Origin of the sequence: Bradyrhizobium sp. Rc2d (assembly GCF_900099855.1) — a bacterium.
Lineage (GTDB): Bacteria > Pseudomonadota > Alphaproteobacteria > Rhizobiales > Xanthobacteraceae > Bradyrhizobium.
Map to the genome: position 1 here is coordinate 12,620 of NZ_FNCU01000020.1, position 21,235 is coordinate 33,854.

Consider the following 21,235-nt stretch of genomic DNA (forward strand, 5'->3'; position numbering starts at 1 on the left):
CAAATGTTAGTTCTGTATAACTAATTTCGATTTGCCCACCGGCAAAATCGGATCGCTGAAGAGTAGCTATCGAAAATATTCGTTTTATATCAACGTATTATGGTCTTCCCACCTCTTTCCCACCAAGATCGCAAATAGCAACGAAATTCCTTCTGTTCAACCCGTAGTGGGCAATTTCCCATCATCGATGGGCTGTCGATCAAACGGCCTTTGCCGTATTTTAGGTCTCCCAAGTAGACGGATCGCCGCCTGAAATTGGAGTGAGTGGTGCCATGACTGACGTGACGACGCCTGGTAAGGCCAACGGGCAAGACGGGCACCTGAAGCGGCCTGCGATCTCGTTCGAGTTCTTTCCGCCCAAGACCGAGGAGATGGAGCGGAATCTTTGGGACACCATCAACCGGCTGGCCCCGCTCGACCCGAAATTCGTCTCGGTGACCTACGGCGCCGGCGGCTCGACCCGCGAGCGCACCCATTCCACCATCGCCCGCATCCTGAAAGAGACCGCGCTGCTGCCGGCGGCGCATCTGACCTGCGTCGGCGCCTCGCGCGGCGAGATCGACGAGATCGTCGACCGCTATCACGAGGTCGGCGTGCGCCACATCGTGGCCTTGCGCGGTGATCCCGTTGGCGGCATCGGCACGCCCTACTTCAGCCATCCCGACGGCTACCAGAGCTCGGCCGAGCTCGTCGCGGGGATCAAGAAGCGGCATGGCGATATCGAAGTGAGCGTGTCGGCCTATCCCGAGAAGCACCCCGAGGCGCGCGACTTCGACGCCGACATCGACACGCTGCAGGCCAAGGTCGATGCGGGTGCGACGCGCGCGATCACCCAGGTGTTCTTCGATAACGACCTCTACTTCCGCTACCTCGACCGCGTCCGCGCCCGCGGCATCGACATCCCGATCGTGCCGGGCATCATGCCCATGCACAATTTCAAGCAGGCGAGAGCCTTCGTCACCCGCGCTGGTACCACCGTGCCGGACTGGTTCGCCGCGAAATTCGAAGGCCTCGACGACGACGCCGAGACCCGCAAGCTGGTGGCCGCAACCGTTGCGGCCGGTCAAGTGCAGAAGCTCGCCAAGCACGGCGTCGACACCTTCCACTTCTACACCATGAACCGCGCCGATCTCGTGTTCGCGATCAGCCATTTGCTCGGCATTCGCGCCAAGAGCGCACAGAAAGCTGCGTAAGATCCGATGACCGTAGCCACCTCTCCCAAGCGAACTGCCCTGCTGAACGCCGCGCGCGAACGCATCCTCGTGCTCGACGGCGCCATGGGCACGATGATCCAGAATCTCCAGCTCGACGAGGCCGCCTTCCGCGGCGAGCGCTTCAAGAGTTTTCATCGCGACCTGCGCGGCAACAACGATTTGTTGATCCTGACCCAGCCGCAGGCGATCGAGGACATCCACGCCGCCTATTTGCGGGCCGGCGCCGACATCGTCGCCACCAACACCTTCTCGACGACGTCGATCGCGCAGGCCGACTACGACCTCACCGATATCGTCTACGAGATGGCGCGCGAAGGCGCCCGCCTCGCCGGCAACGCGGCACGCCGTGTCGAGACCGAGGACGGCAAGCCGCGCTTCGTTGCGGGTGCCATCGGCCCGACCAACCGCACCGCCTCGATCTCGCCCGATGTTTCCAATCCCGGCTACCGCGCCGTCACCTTCGACGATTTGCGCAAATCCTATGGCGAACAGATCCGCGGCCTGATCGACGGTGGCGTCGATCTGCTGCTGGTGGAGACCATCTTCGATACGCTCAACGCCAAGGCGGCGCTCTATGCGATCGCCGAGATCACCGAAGAACGCGGCATCGACATGCCGGTGATGGTGTCGGGCACCATCACCGACAAATCCGGCCGCCTGCTCTCCGGCCAGATGCCGGAAGCGTTCTGGAATTCGGTGCGGCACGCAAAGCCCATCACCATCGGCTTCAACTGCGCGCTCGGCGCCGAGGACCTGCGCGCGCATATCGCCGATATCGGCCGCGTCGCCGACACGCTCGTGTGTGCCTATCCCAATGCCGGCCTGCCGAACGAGTTCGGCCAGTATGACGAGAGCCCGGAATACATGGCGCGCCTGATCGGCGAGTTCGCGCGCGACGGCCTCGTCAACATCGTCGGCGGCTGCTGCGGTACCACGCCGGATCACATCGCGGCGATTGCCGCCGCGGTGGCCCCGCACAAGCCGCGCATCGTACCGGAGATCGCGCCGCGCTTGCGGCTCTCCGGCCTCGAGCCATTCGTGCTGACGGATGCGATTCCCTTCGTCAATGTCGGCGAGCGCACCAACGTCACGGGATCGGCCCGCTTCCGCAAGCTGATCACCGCCGGCGACTACACCGCCGCGCTGCAGGTCGCGCGCGACCAAGTCGAGAACGGCGCGCAAATCATCGACGTCAACATGGACGAGGGCCTGCTCGACTCCGAGGCGGCGATGGTGACCTTCCTCAACCTCGTCGCCGCCGAGCCCGACATCGCCCGCGTTCCCGTGATGGTCGATTCCTCGAAATTCTCTGTGATCGAGGCCGGCCTGAAATGCGTGCAGGGCAAGCCGGTGGTCAATTCGATCTCGATGAAGGAAGGCGAGGACAAGTTCATTCACGAGGCGAAGATCGCGCGCCGCCATGGCGCCGCCGTCGTGGTGATGGCGTTCGACGAGGTCGGCCAGGCCGACACGTTCGCGCGCAAGACCGAGATCTGCAAGCGCGCCTATGACATCCTGGTCAACCGCGTCGGCTTCCCGCCTGAGGACATCATCTTCGATCCCAACATTTTCGCGATCGCGACCGGCATCGAGGAGCACAACAATTACGGCGTCGACTTCATCGAGGCGACGCGCTGGATCCGCCAGAACCTGCCGGGCGCGCATGTCTCGGGCGGCGTCTCCAACCTGTCGTTCTCGTTCCGCGGCAACGAGCCGGTGCGCGAGGCCATGCACTCGGTGTTCCTGTATCACGCCATCAAGGCGGGCATGGACATGGGCATCGTCAATGCCGGGCAGATGATCGTCTATGACGACATCGACCCCGAGCTGCGCCAGACCTGCGAGGACGTCGTCCTCAATCGCGATGCCGGCGCATCCGAACGCCTGCTGGCGCTCGCGGAAAAATTCCGCGGCAAGAAGACGGAAGCCAAGGAAGCCGATCTCGCCTGGCGCGAATGGTCGGTGGAGAAGCGGCTGAGCCACGCGCTCGTCCATGGCATCACCGAATTCATCGAACAGGACACCGAAGAGGCCCGCAAGAATTCCTCGCGTCCGCTCGACGTGATCGAGGGGCCGCTGATGGCCGGCATGAACGTCGTCGGCGATCTCTTCGGTGACGGCAAGATGTTCTTGCCGCAGGTGGTGAAGTCCGCGCGCGTGATGAAGCAGGCCGTTGCTTACCTCATGCCGTTCATGGAGGAAGAGAAGGCGCGCAACCTCGCCAGCGGCATCGGCACCGAAGGCTCCTCGTCCGCCGGCAAGATCGTGCTCGCGACCGTCAAGGGCGACGTCCACGACATCGGCAAGAACATCGTCGGCATCGTACTCCAGTGCAACAATTTCGAGGTCATCGATCTCGGCGTGATGGTGCCGGCGGCCAAGATCGTCGAGACCGTGAAGGCGGAGAAGGCCGACATCGTCGGGCTATCAGGCCTGATCACGCCTTCGCTCGACGAGATGGCGTTCTTCGCCGGCGAATTGCAGCGCGAAGGCCTCAAGCTGCCGCTCTTGATCGGCGGCGCCACGACCAGCCGCGTGCATACCGCGGTGAAGATCGATCCGAGCTATCGCGCCGGCCCGGTCGTGCATGTCAACGACGCCAGCCGCGCCGTCGGCGTCGCCTCGGCGCTGCTCTCGCCCGAGAAGCGCGAGGCCTATGCCGCCGAAGTGCGCGCCGAATACGCGAAGATTTCAGAGGCGCATCTGCGCGCGCAGGCCGACAAGAAGCGCCTGAAGCTGGCCGATGCCCGCGCCAACCGCGTGCCGGTCGATTTCGCCGCGAACAAGCCGGTGAAGCCGACTTTCCTCGGCTTTAGGAGCTTCGACGACTACGACATCGCCGAGCTCGTGCCTTACATCGACTGGACGCCGTTCTTCCAGACCTGGGAGCTCGCCGGACGCTTCCCCGCCATCCTCGACGACGCCAAGGTCGGCGAGGTCGCGCGCTCGCTCTATGACGATGCGCGCAAAATGCTCGACACCATCGTGAAGGAGAAGTGGTTCCGGGCGCGCGCGACGATCGGCTTCTGGCCGGCGAATGCGCAAGGTGACGACATCGTGCTCTATGCCGATGAAAGCCGGACCAAGGGCATCGCGACGCTGCACACGCTGCGCCAGCAGCTCGAGAAGCGCGAGGGCCGCTTCAACGCCGCGCTCGCCGACTTCGTCGCGCCTGTCGGCACGGGCGTAGCCGACTATGTCGGCGGCTTCGTGGTCACCGCCGGCATCGGCGAGGATGCGGTCGCCGACCGTTTCAGAAAAGCCAATGACGACTACTCTTCGATCCTGTGCAAGGCGCTGGCCGACCGCCTCGCCGAAGCTTTCGCCGAGCGCATGCATGCCCGCGTGCGCCGCGAGTTCTGGGCTTATGCACCTAGCGAGGCGCTCACCAACGAGGAGCTGATCCTCGAGAAGTATCAGGGCATCCGCCCCGCGCCCGGCTATCCCGCGCAGCCCGATCACACCGAGAAGGCGACGCTGTTCGCGCTGCTCGATGCAGAAGCGACCGCCGGCGTGAAGCTGACCGAGAGCTTTGCGATGTGGCCGGGCTCATCCGTGTCCGGGCTCTATTTCGCAAACCCTGCGAGCTATTATTTCGGCGTCGGCAAGATCGAGCGCGACCAGGTCGAGGACTACGCCGCACGCAAGGGCATGAGCATCGCGGAAGCCGAGCGTTGGCTCGCGCCGGTGCTGAACTACATTCCGGCGCGAGAGGGCACCGACAAAACCTTCGCGGCAACACCGGCGAATGACGAGATGCCGAAAGACCTCGCCTCGCATCCGCCGGGCTGCACCTGCGCGGTGCACCTGGTCTGGCAGAAGAAGCGTGCGGGGACGGGGTAGGCGCGCCACATCTGCGCTGTCGTCCTGGCGAACGCCAGGACCGATACCGCGAGGTCTCTCGGTGGTGACCGGTCGCAGTACCGAACGACGAATCTTCGCCAAACTCCTCCCTGGGGTAATGGGTCCTGGCTTTCGCCAGGACGACCGTGTGGAGGGAGCGGATGCGCCAGCCACTCAAAAATGAAAAAACAACCCCATGCACAGTAGGATGGAGTTGAAAAGTCTGACGAATTTCGGTCTTGCCGAAACCACTTGCTCCGTCGGGCAAAACACCTGTATCTTTGCATGATCGCCAACAGCGTCTGGCGTTCTCCACCTCACCCCATCGCGATGATTCCGGAGCGCGCGCTACACCTTCGGTGTCGTCCTGGCGAAAGCCAGGACCCATACCGCGTGATGCATCGATTGCGGTCGTTATCAGTACCGAACGACGAGTCTTCGCCAAACGCCTCGCTGGGGTAATGGGTCCTGGCTTTCGCCAGGACGACGTTGGGGAGGCATTCCGCGTGATCGCGCGTATGGCGCTGCAGCGCGCCTCACCCCTTCGGCGGCGCCAGAGGCTGCACGATCTCCTTGAACGGCGCCAGTGCCTCGCAGCGCTCGGCATGCGCGCTCAGCGCCGGATAGCGTGACGCGTCGAACAGCTGCGGATGCGCCTCGCGGGTGAAGCGGACGACGCAGGCGACCACGACGTCGGCATGGCCGATGCGATCACCCAGCCAGTACGGCGTCGTCACCTTGGCGCGCTCGGCCTCCAGCACGGCGAGCACGTCCGCGATCTGCGCCTGGCAGCGCTCGACCCACAGCGCGAGCTGCTCCTTTCGCAGCACGCGCTCATAGAGCAGGCTCACCGCCTTGTCGCCGAGGCCGGAGGCGAGCGCGCAGATACGCAAATGCTTTCGCCGCTCAGTGCCGGTGCGGGGCAGCATCGCCTTCGCTTCGCCAACGAGCTCGTCGAGATGATCCAGGATGATCATACTCTCGATCAGCGCCTCGCCGTCGTCGAGCACCAGCGTCGGCACGCGGCGCAGCGGATTGTACGGCGCGATTCTGTCGGCATCGCCGAAGGTCGACCACGGCTTGTGCTCGAAGCCGAGGCCATAAAGCTTCAGCGCGATGGCGACGCGGCGGACGAAGGGGGAGTCATATTGGCCGATCAGGAACATCGTTCTCGCTCTTCCCAGTGGTTGGACACGGCAGGGCCGATCAGTGTCGACGACAAGACCGCTGCCACGCAAGGAAGATCTTGGAAATGGAGCATTGCGCCGGCTGCAACAGCGGCCGCGGCAGCATCACTCGAAGGGGCACGCGCCGCGCGCTCAAAGGCCCTCCTGGATCGAGCGCTTGATGGCGGCGATCGCGGTCTCGTTGCGCTTGTACATCGTCCACTGCTTGATGCGCTTGGCGCGCACCAGCTTTGCGGCCGTCAGCACCCGCATGTGCTCGCTCACCGTCGGCGCGCTGACGCCGAGCTTCTCGGCGATCAGCAATCCGCAGACGCCGTCCTCGACCAGGTCGCCATCGGCCTGCTCGCGAAAATGCTTCCTGGGATCGCGCAGCCATTCCAGGATCTGCAGGCGACGCTCGTTGGCGAGGGCGCGCAAGGCGACGGCGGCGCGCTGGCCGTCCACGCCTACGATCAGGCCGAGACCCTGCTCGGTCAGGGCAGCGTCGGCCTGGAGCTGGAGCAGGACGCGCCCGGCATAGACACACTGCTGGTGGCGGTCGGCGGCGGCGGACTAATCGGCGGCATTGCCGCGTGGTTCGCCGGCCGGACGCGCATCGTCGCTGTCGAACCGGAGCAATCGCCGACCCTGCACGCCGCGTTCGATGCGGGAGCCCCGGTCGATGCACCGGCGGGCGGTCTCGCCGCCGACAGCCTTGCGCCGCGGCGCGTCGGCGAATTGATGTTTCCGATCGCACGCGCTCATGTCGAGCGCGTCGTCCTCGTCAGCGATGATGCGATCCGGCAAGCACAGGCCGCCCTGTGGTCGCACCTGCGCCTGGTGGCCGAACCCGGCGGCGCAGCCGCCTTTGCCGCGCTGCTCTCCGGCCGCTACCGTCCCTCGCCCGGTGAGCGCGTCGCGGTCCTGGTCTGCGGCGCCAACACCACGGCGGTGAATTTCGACGGCTAGCTTCAGGGTGAGATGATCGGGCGACGCGCATTGATCACGATAACCGCTCCATCCGGCGTACGTACGACGCCATCGCGCGTGATCAGCCAATTGGAAAAACGACGGCGACGCCTATACTCCGTCATTGCGAGCGCAGCGAAGCAATCCAGGATCTTTCTGCGGAGACAGTCTGGATTGCTTCGTCGCAAGGGCTCCTCGCAATGACGGTGTCAAGGCGGTCATGCGCAGCGAAATCCGGGGTCAGCGCGTGAGAAAAACCCGGATTGCGCTCCGCTCCATCCGGGCTACGAAGTCTACCGCTACCCCTCCCCGTCGTCGCTCGCCAGCACGCCCTTCACCGCCCTTGCCCATCCCGCGAGCTTCCGCTCGCGCGTCGCCTGGCTCATGTTCGGCTTGAAGCGGTGCTCGAGGCGCCAGTTGTCGGCGAATTTTGTCGGCTCGGGATAGACGCTCGCCTGGAGGCCGGCGAGATAGGCGGCACCGAGCGCCGTGGTCTCCTGGATCGCGGGGCGATCGACCGGAACGTCGAGCAGATCGGCGAGGCGCTGCATGGTCCAGTCCGACGCCGTCATGCCGCCGTCGACGCGGAGCACGACACTTGCAGTTTCCGAGCTCGGCCAGTCCGCGCGCATCGCGGCCCAGAGGTCGAACGTCTGGTAGCAGACGCTTTCCAGCGCGGCGTGGGCGAGCTCGGCGGGGCCGGTGTTGCGGGTGAGGCCGAACAGCGCGCCGCGCACGCGCGGATTCCAATAGGGCGCGCCCATGCCGACGAAGGCGGGGACGAGATAGACGCTCTGCATGGAATCGGATTGATCCGCGAGCGGGCCGGTCTCGGCGGCGTGCTTGATGATGCCGAGGCCGTCGCGCAGCCACTGCACCGCCGAGCCTGCGACGAAGATCGAGCCTTCCAGCGCGTAGGTGCGTTTTCCCCCGAGCTGATAGGCGACGGTGGTGAGCAGCTTGTTCTTCGACACCACAGGCGTGGTGCCGGTGTTGAGCAGCGCGAAGCAGCCGGTGCCGTAGGTGGACTTCATCATGCCCGGGCGGAAGCAGGCCTGGCCGATGGTCGCGGCCTGCTGGTCGCCGGCGATGCCGGAGATTGCGATGGCACCGCCGAACAGGTCCGGCGTGCTCTCGCCGAAGCGGGCGGAGGAATCCTTTACCTCGGGCAGCATCGAGCGCGGCACGCCGATGATCTCCAAAAGCTGGTCGTCCCACTGCCCGGTGTGGATGTTGAACAGCAGCGTGCGCGAGGCGTTGGTGGCATCGGTGGCATGCACCTTGCCGCCGGTGAGGCGCCAGAGCAGATAGCAATCGACGGTGCCGAACATCAATTCGCCGCGGGCGGCGCGCGCCCGCGCGCCGGGGACGTGGTCGAGGATCCAGGCGACTTTCGTGCCGGAGAAATAGGGATCGATGATCAGGCCGGTCTTCTGCGAGATCACGGGCTCGTGGCCGTCGGCTTTCAGCTTGGCGCAGATGTCGGCGGTGCGGCGGTCCTGCCAGACGATGGCGCGGTGCACGGCCTGACCTGTTGCACGGTCCCACACCACGATGGTCTCGCGCTGATTGGTGATGCCGATCGCGGCGATGTCCTTTGCGGTGATGCCGGCCTGCTCGATCGCCTCGCGGCAGACCATCACGGTCGAGGTCCAGATGTCCTCGGGCTCGTGCTCGACCCAGCCCGAAGCCGGAAAATGCTGCGGGAATTCGGCTTGCGCCTTCGCCGCGATGGAAATGTCGCTGCGAAACACGATCGCGCGCGATGAGGTGGTGCCCTGGTCGATGGCGAGGACGAAAGACATGGCGGCTTACCCTGGCGTTTTCTTGGCGTTTCCCCGAAAGGGATCATTGTGTCGCGCCAAAGGGAGCGGATTGGAGGCAGAAGGTCAAGACTCGCTCTCGCTTACCCTCCCCTGGAGGGGGAGGGTCGACCGCGCAGAGCGCGGGCGGGGTGGGGTGAAGCCACAAAGGCGGTCTCGCTCTCTTTCCGACATGCTCAACCGCGCATACGGACGCACTGGATTCGTGGATAGTCTGTCACCCCACCCCGCTGCGCATTGCATGCGCCGCGACCCTCCCCCTCCAGGGGAGGGTAAGAGAAGGGGCGCGTTGAGCGCTAGGTTCGGCGGTGCTTCAGTGGTGTAGTCTCTGCCTCGCGCGACCCATACAGTTCGACATAGATGCGTTCGAGTACAGCAGTCAGATCGCTTGCGATCTCAGAATTCCAGAATCGGATGACGCGATAGCCTTCGCGTTCGAGCCAGCGTTGGCGTTCGAGATCGCGTGCAGCCCTATCGTCTTCGTTGTGGTGACCTCCGTCGAGTTCGATGATGAGGCGCCTGGCTGGCAAGAAGAAGTCGACGACGTAGGGACCGATTGGAGCTTGGCGGCGGAAGTGCGAGCCTTCGAGCGGGACTTCCTTGAGGGCACGCCAAAGTAGCCGTTCGTGCGGGGTTGTGTTCGCTCTCAGCTTCTTCGCGGCGGCGCGTCGGATCGATGTTGAGACCATTTGTGTGGCTTCACCCCACCCCGCTCGCGCTTTGCGCGAGCGACCCTCCCCCTCCAGGGGAGGGTAAGGGAAGCGCGCTCGCGGCACAATTGTAAGTAGTAAAAGCCTACACCGCCGCAGTGGTCACGCCGCCGTCGATGACGATGGTCTGGCCGGTCATGAAGCTCGATGCGTCCGAGGCGAGGTAGGCGACGGCGCCGGCGATTTCGTCGGGTTCGCCGATGCGGCGGAGCGGCGTGGTGGCGGTGCGGCGCTTGAGCATGGCTTCGTCTTCCCACAGCGCGCGGGCGAAATCGGTCTTGACGAGGCCGGGGGCGATGCAGTTGACGCGGACGCCTTTCGGGCCCCATTCGCCGGCGAGCGAGCGGCACAGCGCGAAGTCGGCGGCTTTCGAGATGCCGTAGGCGCCGATCACGGTGGAGCCGCGCAAGCCGCCGATCGAGGAGATGATGATGACGGAGCCGCCTCCGCGTTCGGCCATTTGCGGGATCGCGAGCGCGGAGAGCCAGATGTTGCTCTTGACGTTGCTTCCCATGATCTTGTCGAAGGCTTCGTCCGTGATGTCGAGCAACGGGCCGTAATACGGGTTCACCGCGGCGTTGCAGACGAGGATGTCGATCTTGCCGTAATGCTTGGTCGCCCCCGCGATCAGCGCCTCGACCTCGTTCTTGCGTGCGATGTTGCAGGGAATGACGATGGCATCGCCGCCGGCCGTAATGATGCCGTCGGCGACCTCCTTGCAGGCGTCGGCCTTACGCGAGGAGACCACGACTTTTGCTCCGAGCTTTGCCAGCAGTTCAGCGGAGGAGCGGCCGATGCCGCGGCTGGAGCCGGTGACGACGGCGACCTTGCCGGTGAGATCGAACGGGGTGTTTTTCATTGTTGGGCTCCGCTATGGCCGCACACTCGGTGTCATCGCCCGACTTGATCGGGCGATCCAGTACTCTGCGGCTGAAGTTGCGTAAACGAATTGCCGCCGCGAAGTACTGGATGCCCCGGTCAAGCCGGGGCATGACAGTCTTCGTGTGGTCTAGATCAGCTCAGATCAACCCGCCCGCATCGGCGACGCGGCGCTGATGGTAGTCGGTGTCGCCAAAGCTGTTCTCGATCATGGTGAGGCGCTTGAAGTAGTGGCCGATCTTCGCCTCCATGGTCATGCCGATGCCGCCGTGGAGCTGGATCGACTGCTGGCCGACGAATTTCAGCGACTTGCCGATCTGCACCTTGGCGGCGGCGATCGCGTTGCTGCGCTCCCTAGCGTTCTCGAAATCGCTCGCCATGGTCGCAAACATCGACATCGATCTCGCCTGCTCAGCCGCGACGAACATGTCGGAGGCGCGGTGCTGCAGCGATTGGAACGAGCCGATCGCGACGCCGAACTGCTTTCGCGTTTTGATGTACTCGACGGTGGTCTTGAGCGTCTCGTCCATCAGCCCGACCGCCTCGGCGCAAAGCGCGACGCGGGCCTCGTCGACGACGCGCTCGATCAGCGCGAGCGAATCCTCGGGATTGCCGAGCACGGCCTCGGGGCCGATTTCGACGCCGGTGAAGGTGATGTCGGCAGCATGCAGGCCGTCCTGGGTCGGATAGCCCTTCTTAGCTACGCCCTTTGCATTGGCGGGAACCAGGAACACGCCGATGCCGCCATGATCGCGGCGCTCGCCCTTGGTGCGTGCGGTGACGATGAGGGTGTCGGCATTCTCGCCGTTGAGCACGACGAATTTCTCGCCGTCGATCACATAGCCGTCGCCCTTCTTCTTCGCGGTCGTGGTGACATCGAACAGATCGTAGCGCGAGTTCTTCTCGAGCTGGGCAAACGCGAGCGTCTTGCTGCCGTCGATAAGCGAAGGCACGTGCGCGGCCTTCTGCGCGTCGGTGCCGGCATGGCGCAGGAAGCCGCCGCCGATCACCACCGTTGCGAGATAGGGCTCGAGCACCAGCGCCTTACCGAGCGCCTCCATCACGATCATGGTCTCGACGCCGCCGCCGCCGAAGCCGCCATCGGCCTCGCTGAAGGGCAGGCCGAGCAGGCCCTGCTCGGCAAGCTTGAGCCAGACGGCTTTGCTCCAGCCGCCCTTCTCCTTCATGTACTTCTTGCGGCTCTCGAAATCGTAGGAATCGGTCAAGAGGCCGTCGATGCTTTCCTTGAGAAGCCGCTGCTCCTCGGACAGATCAAAATCCATTTCTGTTTCCTCAAGTAACGAGTGTGTGCGTTGCGTGGGGCCCTTCTTCACCTCTCCCCCGCTTGCGGGGAGAGGTCGGATCGCCTCGGCGATGCGAAGCATCGTCCGGTGCGATCCGGGTGAGGGGGTACCGCTCTCTCGACGATCTCAAGCTCGGAGAGAGGCCCCTCACCCCGACCCTCTCCCCGCAAGAGCGGGGCGAGGGAGAAGGGAGATCACAGCCCCAGCACCGCCTTGGCGATGATGTTGCGCTGGATCTCGTTGGAGCCGCCGTAGATCGAGACCTTGCGGTTGTTGAAGTAGCTCGGCGCGACCTGGGCGGTCCAGTCCATGGCTTCGTTCGAGCCGTCGTCGCCGTGCACGTCGTAGGGCGCGGCGAACGGGCCGATCACTTCCATGAGCAGCTCGGTGGTGGTCTGCTGGATCTCGGAACCCTTGATCTTCAGCACGGACGAAGCCGGATTTGGCTTGCCCTTGCCGTGCTTGCCTTCATCCGCGACGACCCGGAGCTGCGTCAGCTCGAGCGCCTTGAGCTCGATCTCGCAGGCGGCGAGCTTCTCGCGGAAGGCGGGATCCTGGATGATCGGCTTGCCAGCGGATTCCACCTTGGAGGCGAGATCCCTGATGCGGCGGATGCGCTCCTTGGAGACGCCGACGCGGGCGATGCCGGTGCGCTCATTGCCGAGCAGGAATTTTGCGTAATCCCAGCCCTTGTTCTCCTCGCCGATCAAATTCTCGACGGGCACCTCGACGTCGTCGAAGAAGACCTCGTTGACCTCATGGCCGCCGTCGATGGTCTGGATCGGGCGCACGGTGACGCCTTTCGACTTCATCGAGAACACGATGAAGGAGATGCCCATCTGCTTCTTGGCATTGTTGTCGGTGCGGCAGAGGCAGAAGATCATGTCGGCGTGCTGGGCGAGCGTGGTCCAGGTCTTCTGGCCGTTGATGATCCATTTGTCGCCCTTGCGCTCGGCCTTGGTCTTGAGCGAGGCGAGGTCGGAGCCGGAGCCGGGCTCGGAGAAGCCCTGGCACCACCAATCGTCGACATTGGCGATGCGCGGCAAATACTTCTTCTTCTGCTCCTCGTTGCCGAAGGTGTAGATGACCGGGCCGACCATGCTGACGCCGAAGGCGAGCGGCTGCGGCGCCGGATAGGACTGCAGCTCCTCGTTGAAGATGTAGTGCTGCACGGATGTCCAGCCGGTGCCGCCATATTGCTTGGGCCAGTGGCTGACGCCCCAACCCTTCTTGTTGAGGATGCGCCACCACGTCACCATCTCGTCCTTGCTGAGGTGACGGCCCTCGACCAGCTTGCGCCGCGTATCCGGCGGCACGTTGTCGCGGAAGAACTGCCGCACTTCCTCGCGAAACGCCTGCTCTTCTTTCGTGAATGCGAGATCCATCGGATCCTCCTGTGCTCTCGTCGTCGTATGTCGTCGTATTATGTCTTCGTCATCCTGGCGAAAGCCAGGATCCATTACCACCGGCCGTCATTGTGTCGGTCGGTGGCTGCCGTCTGTGCCTCACATCAAGACACGGGGTAATGGGTCCTGGCTTTCGCCAGGACGACGCTTACTGCAACACCTCGAACAACCCGGCCGCGCCCATGCCGCCGCCGACGCACATGGTGACGACGGCGTACTTCGCCTTGCGGCGGCGGCCTTCGATCAGGGCGTGGCCGGTGAGGCGCGCGCCCGACATGCCGTAGGGATGGCCGACCGCGATCGCGCCGCCGTCGACGTTGATCTTGTCGGGGTCGATGCCGAGCTTGTCGCGGCAATACAGCACCTGCACCGCGAAGGCTTCGTTGAGCTCCCAGAGGCCGATGTCGTCGACGGTAAGGCCGTGACGCTTGAGCAGGCGCGGCACGGCGAAGACCGGGCCGATGCCCATCTCGTCCGGCTCGCAGCCGGCGGAGACGAAGCCGCGGAAGATGCCGAGCGGCTTGAGGCCGCGCTTGGCGGCTTCCTTGTCGCTCATGATGACGGAGGCGCTGGCGCCGTCGGAGAGCTGGCTGGCATTGCCGGCGGTGATGGTGAAACCTTCGCCGCGCACGGGCTTGAGGCCGGCAAGGCCTTCGGCCGTGGTTTCGGGACGCGGACCTTCGTCTTGCGACAGCGTGACCTCTTTCATCGACACCGCACCGGTGGCCTTGTCGGTCACCGCCATCTGCGTGGTGATCGGCGCGAGCTCGTCCTTGAACTTGCCGCCCTGCTGCGCGGCGACGGTGCGGCGCTGGCTCTCCAGCGAATACTCGTCCTGCTTCTCGCGCGAGATGCCGTAGCGCTTGGCGACGACCTCGGCCGTGTCGATCATGGGCATGTAGACCTCGCCCTTGATCTTGAGCAGCGCCGGATCTTGCGCGTGGAAGCCGTTCATCTTGTCGTTCTGCACGAGGCTGATCGACTCGCCGCCGCCGCCGACCGCGATCTCAACGCCGTCGAAGATCACCGAGCGTGCGGCGAGCGCGATCGCCTGCAGGCCTGAGGCGCATTGCCGATCGATCGTGGTGCCGGCGACGGTGACGGGCAGGCCGGCGCGCAGCAGCGCCTTGCGCGCGATGTTGCCGCCGGTCGCGCCCTGCTGGAGGGCTGCGCCCATCACGACGTCCTCGATCTCCTTGGGATCGACCTTGGCGCGGGCGACGGCCTCGCCGATGGCGTGACCGAGCAGGGTCGCACCCTCGGTGGCGTTGAGCGCGCCGCGATAGGCCTTGCCGATCGGGGTGCGGGCGGTGGAAACGATGACGGCGTCGGTCAAGAGCGACCTCCTGATGCGGTTTTGGTGGATTGTGACGATTTCTGCTGCTGACGCAATTCGTGGCGCGACAGCTTTCCGACCGGCGTGCGCGGCAGATCGTCGACAAAGGCGACCTCGGCCGGCAATTCGTGCTTGCCGAGCTTCCCAGTGAGCTGGGTGCGCAACTCGTCGAGCGAGAACGGCTTGGCGTTCGGCTTCAGCTTGATGAAGGCTTTTGCGGCCTCGCCGCGATACTGGTCGGGAATGCCGAGCACGATCACCTCGTGCACGCCAGGGATGGTGTAGATCGCCTGCTCGATCATCTGCGGATAGACGTTGAAGCCGCCGGAGATGATCATATCCTTCTTGCGATCGACCAGGAAGAAATAGCCGTCGGCATCCATGTAGCCGATGTCGCCGGTGAGGAAGCGGCCGTCGACGAAGGCATCAGTCGATCCCTCCGGCTTGTTCCAGTAGCCCTTGGTGACGTTCGGGCCCTTGATGCGGATCTCGCCGACCTCGCCCGGCGGCAGCACGCGTCTCGGATCGTCCAGCGCGACGACGTCGAGCTCGATGCCCGGCAGCATCAGGCCGATCGAGCCGGGCTTGTCGGGGCCAACAGGCGGATGGCCGGTGCCGGGCGAGCAGGTCTCGGTCATGCCCCAGCCGCTGCGCAGCTTCTTGCCGACCTTGCGCTCGAAGAAGCTCGCGATCTCCACCGGCAGCGGCGCGCCGCCGGAGCCGATGCTGGCGAGCGAGGAGAAATCGCGCTTGTCGAGATCGGGCAGCGCGGCGATCGCGATCCACATCGTCGGTACGCCCGGAAAATATGTCGCGCGCTTGACCTCGATGTCGCGCATCACGGCTTCGACGTCGAAGCGCTGATGCAGCGAGATCAGATTGCCGCGGCGGAGCGAGGACAAGAGCACGACGGTCAGCGCATAGATGTGGAACAGCGGCAATACGCAGATCACGCGCTCGACGACATTGCCGCGCGCGGCGCGCGCCGGCTTGCCCCAGACGTCGTAGATCGACACTGCGGAGGTGAGATTGCCGTGGGTGAGCATGGCACCCTTGGGCAGGCCGGTGGTGCCGCCGGTATATTGCAGCAGCGCGACGTCGTCGGCCGCGACGGATGGCCACTCTGCCGGTGCGGCCGCGCCCTCGACGAAGGCTCTGAACGTGACGATGCGAGGATCCCTGGGGATCGCCGCCTGCGGCGTACCGACCTTGCCCCAATCATCGTCCTCGCAGACGATCAGGCGATCGATCAGCCCCTTCTCCAGAAATTTCAGCGCCGTCGGCAGCAGCGCTGCGAGGTTGGAGGTGACCAGCAGGCGCGAGCCTGAGTCTGACACCTTGTGCGTCAACGCGATCTCGCCATCAAGCGGCGACAGATGCGCAATGCGCGCGCCGGCCTTCAGCGCGCCGAAGAAATTGACGGGGTGATCCGGCGTGTTGCCGAGGAACAGCGCGACGGAGCTGTTCTTGCCACAGCCGGCGCGCAGGAACGCCGCGGCGGCGCGCTCGGCCATCGCGGCGAGCTCGGTGTAGCTGATCGGACGGTCCCGGAATTCCAGCGCGGTGCGCGGACCGTAATCGGCGGCGGCCTTTGCGAGCAAGTCCGGAAGCGTGCCCTGGACGATGGTATCGTCCCACCGCACGCCCTCGGGATAAAACTGTTCGCCGGGATGGGTCATTGCTTCCTTGAAACCACATGAACCGTCATTCCGGGACGCCCGAAGGGCGAGCCCGGAATCCATTTGGCAGCGCACTCAGCGGCGAGATGGGGGCCTGGCCCTTCGGGCCATCTCCGTTGCGCAATTGCGCAACGGAGAATGACGCCCAGAGAGGCAGCGGCCATCACGCCGCCTTCGACGCCGCCGCCAGTGACGCGAAGGTCTTGCCCTCCGCCGCGAGCTTCTTCAGCAGCGGCGCGGGCTCGAGGCTGGGGTCGTTGGTCTCCTTGGCGTAGAACGACAGGCGATCGGCGATGTGCTTGAGGCCGACGCTGTCGGCCCAGAACATCGGGCCGCCGCGGTAGATCGGCCAGCCATAGCCGTAGAGCCAGACCACGTCGATGTCGGAGGGACGTGCCGCGATGCCCTCTTCGAGGATCTTCGCGCCCTCGTTGATCATCGGATACATCATGCGCTCGAGGATCTCCTCGTCGCTGACGGCGCGCTTCTTGCGACCGAGCCGGGCAAGCGTCTCGTCGATCAGCTTCTCGACCTCGGGATCCGGCAGTGGCGCGCGCGAGCCTGCTTCGTATTTGTAGTAGCCCTTGCCGGTCTTCTGGCCGAAGCGGCCGGCTTCGCACAACGCGTCCGCGATCTCCGACTTGATGCCGCGATCTTTCCGCGAGCGCCAGCCGATGTCGAGGCCGGCGAGGTCGCCCATCGCGAACGGCCCCATCGGCATGCCGAACTTGGTGACGACGGCATCGACCTGCTGCGGCAGCGCGCCTTCGAACAGCAGCTTCTCGGACTGCTTGCCGCGCTGGGCGAGCATGCGGTTACCCACAAAACCGTCGCAGACGCCGACCACGGCCGGCACCTTGGCGATCTTGCGCGCGATGGTGACGGCGGTCACCAGCGCGTCCGGCGCGGTCTTGTCGGCGCGCACGATCTCGCAGAGCTTCATGACGTTGGCCGGCGAGAAGAAGTGCATGCCCAAAACGTCCTGCGGACGCTTGGTCGATTTCGCGATCTCGTCGATGTTGAGGTACGAGGTGTTGGAGGCAAGCACGGCGCCCGGCTTGGCGTACTGGTCGAGCTTGCCGAACACTTCCTTCTTCACCGCCATGGTCTCGAACACGGCCTCGATGACGAGGTCGGCATCGCCGACATTCTCGATGCCGACGACGCCGTTGATCAAAGCCATGCGCTTGGCGGGCGCATCGGCCGGGATGCCGCCGCGCGCCGCGGTCGCTTCCCAGTTCTTCTGCATGACGCCCATGCCACGCTTGAGCTGCTCCTCGCCGGTCTCGATCAGGGTGACGGGGATGCCGGCATTGGCAAACGACATCGCAATGCCGCCGCCCATGGTGCCGGCGCCGAGAATGGCAACACGGTTGACCGAGCGCGACTTGGTCCCATCAGGGACACCCGCGATCTTGGCAGCCTCGCGCTCGGCGAAGAAGGCATAACGCTGCGCCTTGGACTGGTCACTGGCGACGAGCTTGAGGAAGCCCTCGCGCTCCTTCTTCAGACCTTCGTCGAACGGTAGGTCAATGGCGTAGCCGACGGCGTCGGCCGCCGCGAACGGCGCTTCCAGGCCGCGCGACTTCTTGGTCATGGCCGCAACGGCATTGGTGAAGATCGAACGGTCGGCCTTGGCCGCCGCGAGCTTGGAATCGTCGTCGCGCAGGCGCCGCAGCGGGCGTTTCTCGGCCAGCAGCTTGCGCACGAAGGCCTCGCCGCCCGAGGCCGGCCCCTCGATGATCTCCTCGATCAGTCCGTTCTTCAGCGCTTCCGCAGCACCAATGGGATCACCACCGACGATCATCTTGACCGCGAGCTCGGGGCCGACCGCGCGCGGCAGGCGCTGGGTGCCGCCGGCGCCTGGCAGCAGGCCGAGCTTCACCTCGGGCAGGCCGAGCTTGGCTTCCTTGACGGCGACGCGGTAATGACAGGCGAGCGCGACCTCGAGGCCGCCGCCGAGCGCGGTGCCGTGGATCGCGGCGACCACCGGCTTCGGCGAATTCTCGATCTCGGACAGCACGTCGTTGAGGGCGGGCGGCTTCGGCGGCTTGCCGAATTCGGTGATGTCGGCGCCCGCAATGAAGGTGCGGCCGGCGCAGGTCAGAACGATGCCCTTGATCGCGGGATCCGCGACCGCGGCCTTGATGCACTCCAAGATGCCGCCGCGGACCGCGGCACTCAGCGCATTGACCGGAGGGCTGTCGACCGTAACGATCCCGACTTCATCATGACGCTCAAGCTTGACCACTTCGCTCACGGTGTCCCTCCTTGGTGGGGATTTAATTTTGTTCGATTTCGCGGTGCGGAATTTAATTCCGCATCTTGACGGCAGGGTTATTTTGAAGCACGGACGTTGTCAACGACTCCGCGCAAGAAGCAGATTAGGGATGAAGCGTACAGGAAAGAAGACCGCGACTGATCGGAATTTCGTCGTCGCGCTTTCCCGCGGACTGGACGTATTGCGCGCATTCCAACCCAATGACGGCCTTCTCGGCAATCAGGAGATCGCGGCGCGGACAAATCTGCCCAAGCCGACCGTGTCGCGGCTGACTTATACGCTGACGAAGCTCGGTTATCTGACGCCGGTTCCCCGTTTCGAGAAGTACCAGCTCGCACCCGCGGCGATGTCGCTCGGTTACGCCGCGCTCGCCAATCTCGGCGTTCGGCATTTGTCCGAGCCGTTCCGCGAGGAAGTGATGCGCGCGACCGGCGGAGCGGTTGCCGTCGGCGGCCGCGACCGTCACAGCATGATCTATTTCGGGCAGAGCCGCGGCACCGAGACGGTCGGGGTTCAACTTGACGTCGGCTCGCGCGTGCCGATTGCAACCAGTGCGATGGGTCGCGCCTATTTCTGGGCGCTCGACGCCGATGATCGCGCAGAGCTCTCGCGTCTGCTGCGCGAGCATTACGGCAGCCGCTGGCCAAAGATGCGCGATGGATTGGAACGCTCCGGCGAGACCGTGGCGAAATACGGCTTTGCGATTTCCGTCGGCGACTGGCACGACGACATCGGCGCCGCCGGTGTCGCGCTCAAGCTCAACGACGGAACCGGACCCTACGCATTCAATTGCGGCGCGCCCGCATTCCGTTTCACGGAAGAGCGTTTGATCAACGACATTGGACCGCGTCTGCTTGCGATGGTAAGGAACATCGAAGCGGCACTCGGGGGTCTGATGCCGCATTCAAAAAAAGACGTCAGCAAAAAGCTGAAATCAGGAGGAAAAGTTGCGCGTGTGGCCGAGGGATTCAGATAGCCTTTGTCATCATCGGGAGCGGTCCGCATCGCCCCTTCGCCCACTGCTCAGTGTGGGCGAGACGAGATGACGCAGGCACAGCTCGCGCGGGGGACATCGCCCCTGCTCGCGGTTCGCGACGTCAGCGTCGTGTTCGGCGGCATCATCGCGCTCAACGGCGTGTCCTTCGACATGCACAAGGGACAGATCCTCGGATTGATCGGCCCCAACGGCGCCGGCAAGACCACGCTCTTCAACTGCCTTTCGCGGCTCTACCAGCCGTCGTCCGGCGACATCCTGATGGAGGGCGTGAGCATCCTGTCGCGGCCGCCGCACCGGATCGCCGAGATCGGCATCGGCCGCACCTTCCAGAACGTGGCGCTGTTTCCGAATTTGTCGGTGATGGACAATGTCCGTGTCGGCGCCCATTCGAAGACCTCCAGCGACATCGTCAGCGATTCCCTGAAATTGGCCTGGGTCCGGCGCAGCGAAACCAGCGTCAACAAGAAGGTGCACGAGATCCTCGCCTATCTAGACCTCGAGAATGTCGCCCATACTGTCGTCTCCGGCCTGCCCTTCGGCACACAGAAGCGCGTCGAGCTGGCCCGTGCGCTGGCGGCCGACCCGAAGATCCTGCTGCTCGACGAGCCGGCCGGCGGCCTCAACCACGAAGAGGTCTATGTGCTCGGCGACCTCATTCGCCGCATCCGCGACGATCGCCACATGACCGTGCTGCTGGTCGAGCACCACATGGGCCTCGTGATGTCGATCGCCGACCACGTCGTCGCGCTCAATTTCGGCAAGAAGCTCGCGGAAGGCACGCCTGCCCAGGTGCAGGCGGACCCGGACGTCATCAAGGCCTATCTCGGGAGCAAGGACCAATGACGACGCTGCTCAACGTCAAGGACCTGCGCGCCTATTACGGCCAGGTCCAGGCGCTCCATGGCCTGTCCTTCTCGCTCAACGAGGGCTCGCTGACAACGCTGCTGGGTGCCAACGGCGCCGGTAAGACCACGACGCTGCGCGCGATCTGCAACATGGTGCGCTCGACCGGCGGCATCGAGTTCGACGGCAAGCCGCTGAACAACCGCTCGACCGAGAACATCGTGCGGTTCGGCATCGCCCATGTGCCGCAGGGCCGCGGCACCTTCACCAACATGACGGTGGAGGAGAACCTCCAGCTCGGGGCCATTACCCGCAAGGACAGCGCCGGCATCGTCTCCGACATCGAGCGCATGTATGCGCATTTCCCTGTGTTGAAGCAGCGGCACACCCAGCAGGCCGGGACGCTGTCCGGCGGCGAGCAGCAGATGCTCGCGGTGGCCCGCGCGCTGATGCTGAGGCCACGGCTGATGCTGCTCGATGAGCCCTCCTTCGGCCTCGCGCCGCTGGTGGTCCGCGACCTCTTCGGCATCCTCGGCAAGATCAACCGCGAGGACAAGGTCACGATCCTGGTGGTCGAGCAGAACGCCCAGCTCGCGCTCGAACTCGCCGACCATGCCTATGTGATCGAGACCGGCCGCATCGTGATGTCGGGCAAAGCCAAGGACATCGCGAACAACGAAGAAATCCGCAAATCCTATCTGGGTTACTGAGGGAGCGGATGATGGCAATGAATTATCGGCGCTCTCCGCATACCTCTCCCCGCAGGGGAGAGGTCGATTTGCGCA

Annotated in this window: 15 protein-coding genes and 1 pseudogene; 6 read left to right on the forward strand and 10 right to left on the reverse strand. The window is 64.6% G+C overall.

Going from position 1 to position 21,235, the window contains the following annotated elements; translation table 11 throughout:
• Window positions 1–272: 272 nt before the first annotated feature.
• Together metF and metH are read left to right on the forward strand one after the other, a co-directional pair.
• On the forward strand, window positions 273–1,193 hold the full coding sequence (gene metF, locus BLV07_RS23920; RefSeq protein ID WP_176945719.1) for a methylenetetrahydrofolate reductase [NAD(P)H]: 921 nt from the start codon (window positions 273–275) through the stop codon (window positions 1,191–1,193).
• A gap of 6 nt (window positions 1,194–1,199) precedes the next feature.
• The gene (gene metH / locus BLV07_RS23925) at window positions 1,200–5,057 is read left to right on the forward strand and encodes a methionine synthase (protein WP_091890354.1); all 3,858 of its coding nucleotides are present in this window, start codon (window positions 1,200–1,202) and stop codon (window positions 5,055–5,057) included.
• A 536-nt stretch (window positions 5,058–5,593) separates the two neighbouring features.
• Here the strand turns inward: metH and BLV07_RS23940 are convergent.
• Complete coding sequence (locus BLV07_RS23940; RefSeq protein WP_091890360.1) at window positions 5,594–6,223, reverse strand: glutathione S-transferase family protein; 630 nt, start codon at window positions 6,221–6,223, stop codon at window positions 5,594–5,596.
• Window positions 6,224–6,376: 153 nt separating this feature from the next.
• Window positions 6,377–6,688 (reverse strand): ArsR/SmtB family transcription factor, encoded by a 312-nt coding sequence (locus BLV07_RS23945; protein ID WP_091890692.1) that lies wholly within the window; start codon window positions 6,686–6,688, stop codon window positions 6,377–6,379.
• Between BLV07_RS23945 and BLV07_RS23950 the strand changes: the two are divergent.
• Window positions 6,668–7,192, forward strand: a pseudogene (locus tag BLV07_RS23950) (pyridoxal-phosphate dependent enzyme); the annotation flags it as partial. The gene BLV07_RS23945 and the pseudogene BLV07_RS23950 sit on opposite strands and share 21 nt — an antisense overlap.
• 299 nt (window positions 7,193–7,491) lie before the next feature.
• Here the strand turns inward: BLV07_RS23950 and glpK are convergent.
• From glpK to BLV07_RS23990, 8 genes are all read right to left on the reverse strand, one after another.
• Window positions 7,492–8,997 (reverse strand): glycerol kinase GlpK, encoded by a 1,506-nt coding sequence (glpK, locus tag BLV07_RS23955; protein WP_091890363.1) that lies wholly within the window; start codon window positions 8,995–8,997, stop codon window positions 7,492–7,494.
• Between the two features lie 314 nt (window positions 8,998–9,311).
• The gene (locus BLV07_RS23960; RefSeq protein WP_091890366.1) at window positions 9,312–9,704 is read right to left on the reverse strand and encodes an endonuclease domain-containing protein; all 393 of its coding nucleotides are present in this window, start codon (window positions 9,702–9,704) and stop codon (window positions 9,312–9,314) included.
• Between the two features lie 106 nt (window positions 9,705–9,810).
• On the reverse strand, window positions 9,811–10,584 hold the full coding sequence (locus BLV07_RS23965; RefSeq protein ID WP_091890370.1) for an SDR family NAD(P)-dependent oxidoreductase: 774 nt from the start codon (window positions 10,582–10,584) through the stop codon (window positions 9,811–9,813).
• 160 nt (window positions 10,585–10,744) lie between these two features.
• A complete protein-coding gene (pimD, locus tag BLV07_RS23970) occupies window positions 10,745–11,887 on the reverse strand; it encodes a pimeloyl-CoA dehydrogenase small subunit (RefSeq protein ID WP_091890373.1) in 1,143 nt (380 codons plus the stop codon).
• Window positions 11,888–12,102: 215 nt separating this feature from the next.
• Window positions 12,103–13,293, reverse strand: coding sequence for a pimeloyl-CoA dehydrogenase large subunit (pimC, locus tag BLV07_RS23975; RefSeq protein WP_091890375.1), 1,191 nt, complete (start codon window positions 13,291–13,293; stop codon window positions 12,103–12,105).
• Window positions 13,294–13,462: 169 nt separating this feature from the next.
• Window positions 13,463–14,650 (reverse strand): acetyl-CoA C-acyltransferase, encoded by a 1,188-nt coding sequence (locus BLV07_RS23980; RefSeq protein ID WP_091890378.1) that lies wholly within the window; start codon window positions 14,648–14,650, stop codon window positions 13,463–13,465.
• On the reverse strand, window positions 14,647–16,329 hold the full coding sequence (gene pimA / locus BLV07_RS23985; RefSeq protein WP_091890381.1) for a dicarboxylate--CoA ligase PimA: 1,683 nt from the start codon (window positions 16,327–16,329) through the stop codon (window positions 14,647–14,649). Before pimA ends, BLV07_RS23980 begins: the two co-directional genes overlap by 4 nt.
• A gap of 163 nt (window positions 16,330–16,492) precedes the next feature.
• Window positions 16,493–18,589, reverse strand: coding sequence for a 3-hydroxyacyl-CoA dehydrogenase NAD-binding domain-containing protein (locus tag BLV07_RS23990; RefSeq protein WP_091890384.1), 2,097 nt, complete (start codon window positions 18,587–18,589; stop codon window positions 16,493–16,495).
• A 130-nt stretch (window positions 18,590–18,719) separates the two neighbouring features.
• On the opposite strand from BLV07_RS23990, the gene BLV07_RS23995 reads away from it, so the two are divergent.
• From BLV07_RS23995 to BLV07_RS24005, 3 genes are all read left to right on the forward strand, one after another.
• Window positions 18,720–19,586: an IclR family transcriptional regulator gene (locus BLV07_RS23995; protein WP_176945721.1), complete on the forward strand. Its 867-nt coding sequence runs from the start codon at window positions 18,720–18,722 to the stop codon at window positions 19,584–19,586.
• A gap of 66 nt (window positions 19,587–19,652) precedes the next feature.
• Window positions 19,653–20,450 (forward strand): ABC transporter ATP-binding protein, encoded by a 798-nt coding sequence (locus tag BLV07_RS24000; RefSeq protein WP_091890387.1) that lies wholly within the window; start codon window positions 19,653–19,655, stop codon window positions 20,448–20,450.
• Window positions 20,447–21,160, forward strand: a complete 714-nt coding sequence (locus BLV07_RS24005; RefSeq protein ID WP_091890390.1) for an ABC transporter ATP-binding protein — start codon at window positions 20,447–20,449, stop codon at window positions 21,158–21,160. Before BLV07_RS24000 ends, BLV07_RS24005 begins: the two co-directional genes overlap by 4 nt.
• Window positions 21,161–21,235: the final 75 nt, after the last annotated feature.

What these genes read in the sequence shown, in the direction of transcription:
- pimC (WP_091890375.1), bottom strand. Translation starts at nt 13,293, where the DNA reads ATGGATCTCGCATTCACGAAAGAAGAGCAGGCGTTTCGCGAGGAAGTG.
- metH (WP_091890354.1), top strand. Translation starts at nt 1,200, where the DNA reads ATGACCGTAGCCACCTCTCCCAAGCGAACTGCCCTGCTGAACGCCGCG.
- BLV07_RS23960 (WP_091890366.1), bottom strand. Translation starts at nt 9,704, where the DNA reads ATGGTCTCAACATCGATCCGACGCGCCGCCGCGAAGAAGCTGAGAGCG.
- pimD (WP_091890373.1), bottom strand. Translation starts at nt 11,887, where the DNA reads ATGGATTTTGATCTGTCCGAGGAGCAGCGGCTTCTCAAGGAAAGCATC.
- BLV07_RS24005 (WP_091890390.1), top strand. Translation starts at nt 20,447, where the DNA reads ATGACGACGCTGCTCAACGTCAAGGACCTGCGCGCCTATTACGGCCAG.
- metF (WP_176945719.1), top strand. Translation starts at nt 273, where the DNA reads ATGACTGACGTGACGACGCCTGGTAAGGCCAACGGGCAAGACGGGCAC.
- BLV07_RS23940 (WP_091890360.1), bottom strand. Translation starts at nt 6,223, where the DNA reads ATGTTCCTGATCGGCCAATATGACTCCCCCTTCGTCCGCCGCGTCGCC.
- pimA (WP_091890381.1), bottom strand. Translation starts at nt 16,329, where the DNA reads ATGACCCATCCCGGCGAACAGTTTTATCCCGAGGGCGTGCGGTGGGAC.
- BLV07_RS23965 (WP_091890370.1), bottom strand. Translation starts at nt 10,584, where the DNA reads ATGAAAAACACCCCGTTCGATCTCACCGGCAAGGTCGCCGTCGTCACC.
- glpK (WP_091890363.1), bottom strand. Translation starts at nt 8,997, where the DNA reads ATGTCTTTCGTCCTCGCCATCGACCAGGGCACCACCTCATCGCGCGCG.
- BLV07_RS23995 (WP_176945721.1), top strand. Translation starts at nt 18,720, where the DNA reads ATGAAGCGTACAGGAAAGAAGACCGCGACTGATCGGAATTTCGTCGTC.
- BLV07_RS24000 (WP_091890387.1), top strand. Translation starts at nt 19,653, where the DNA reads ATGACGCAGGCACAGCTCGCGCGGGGGACATCGCCCCTGCTCGCGGTT.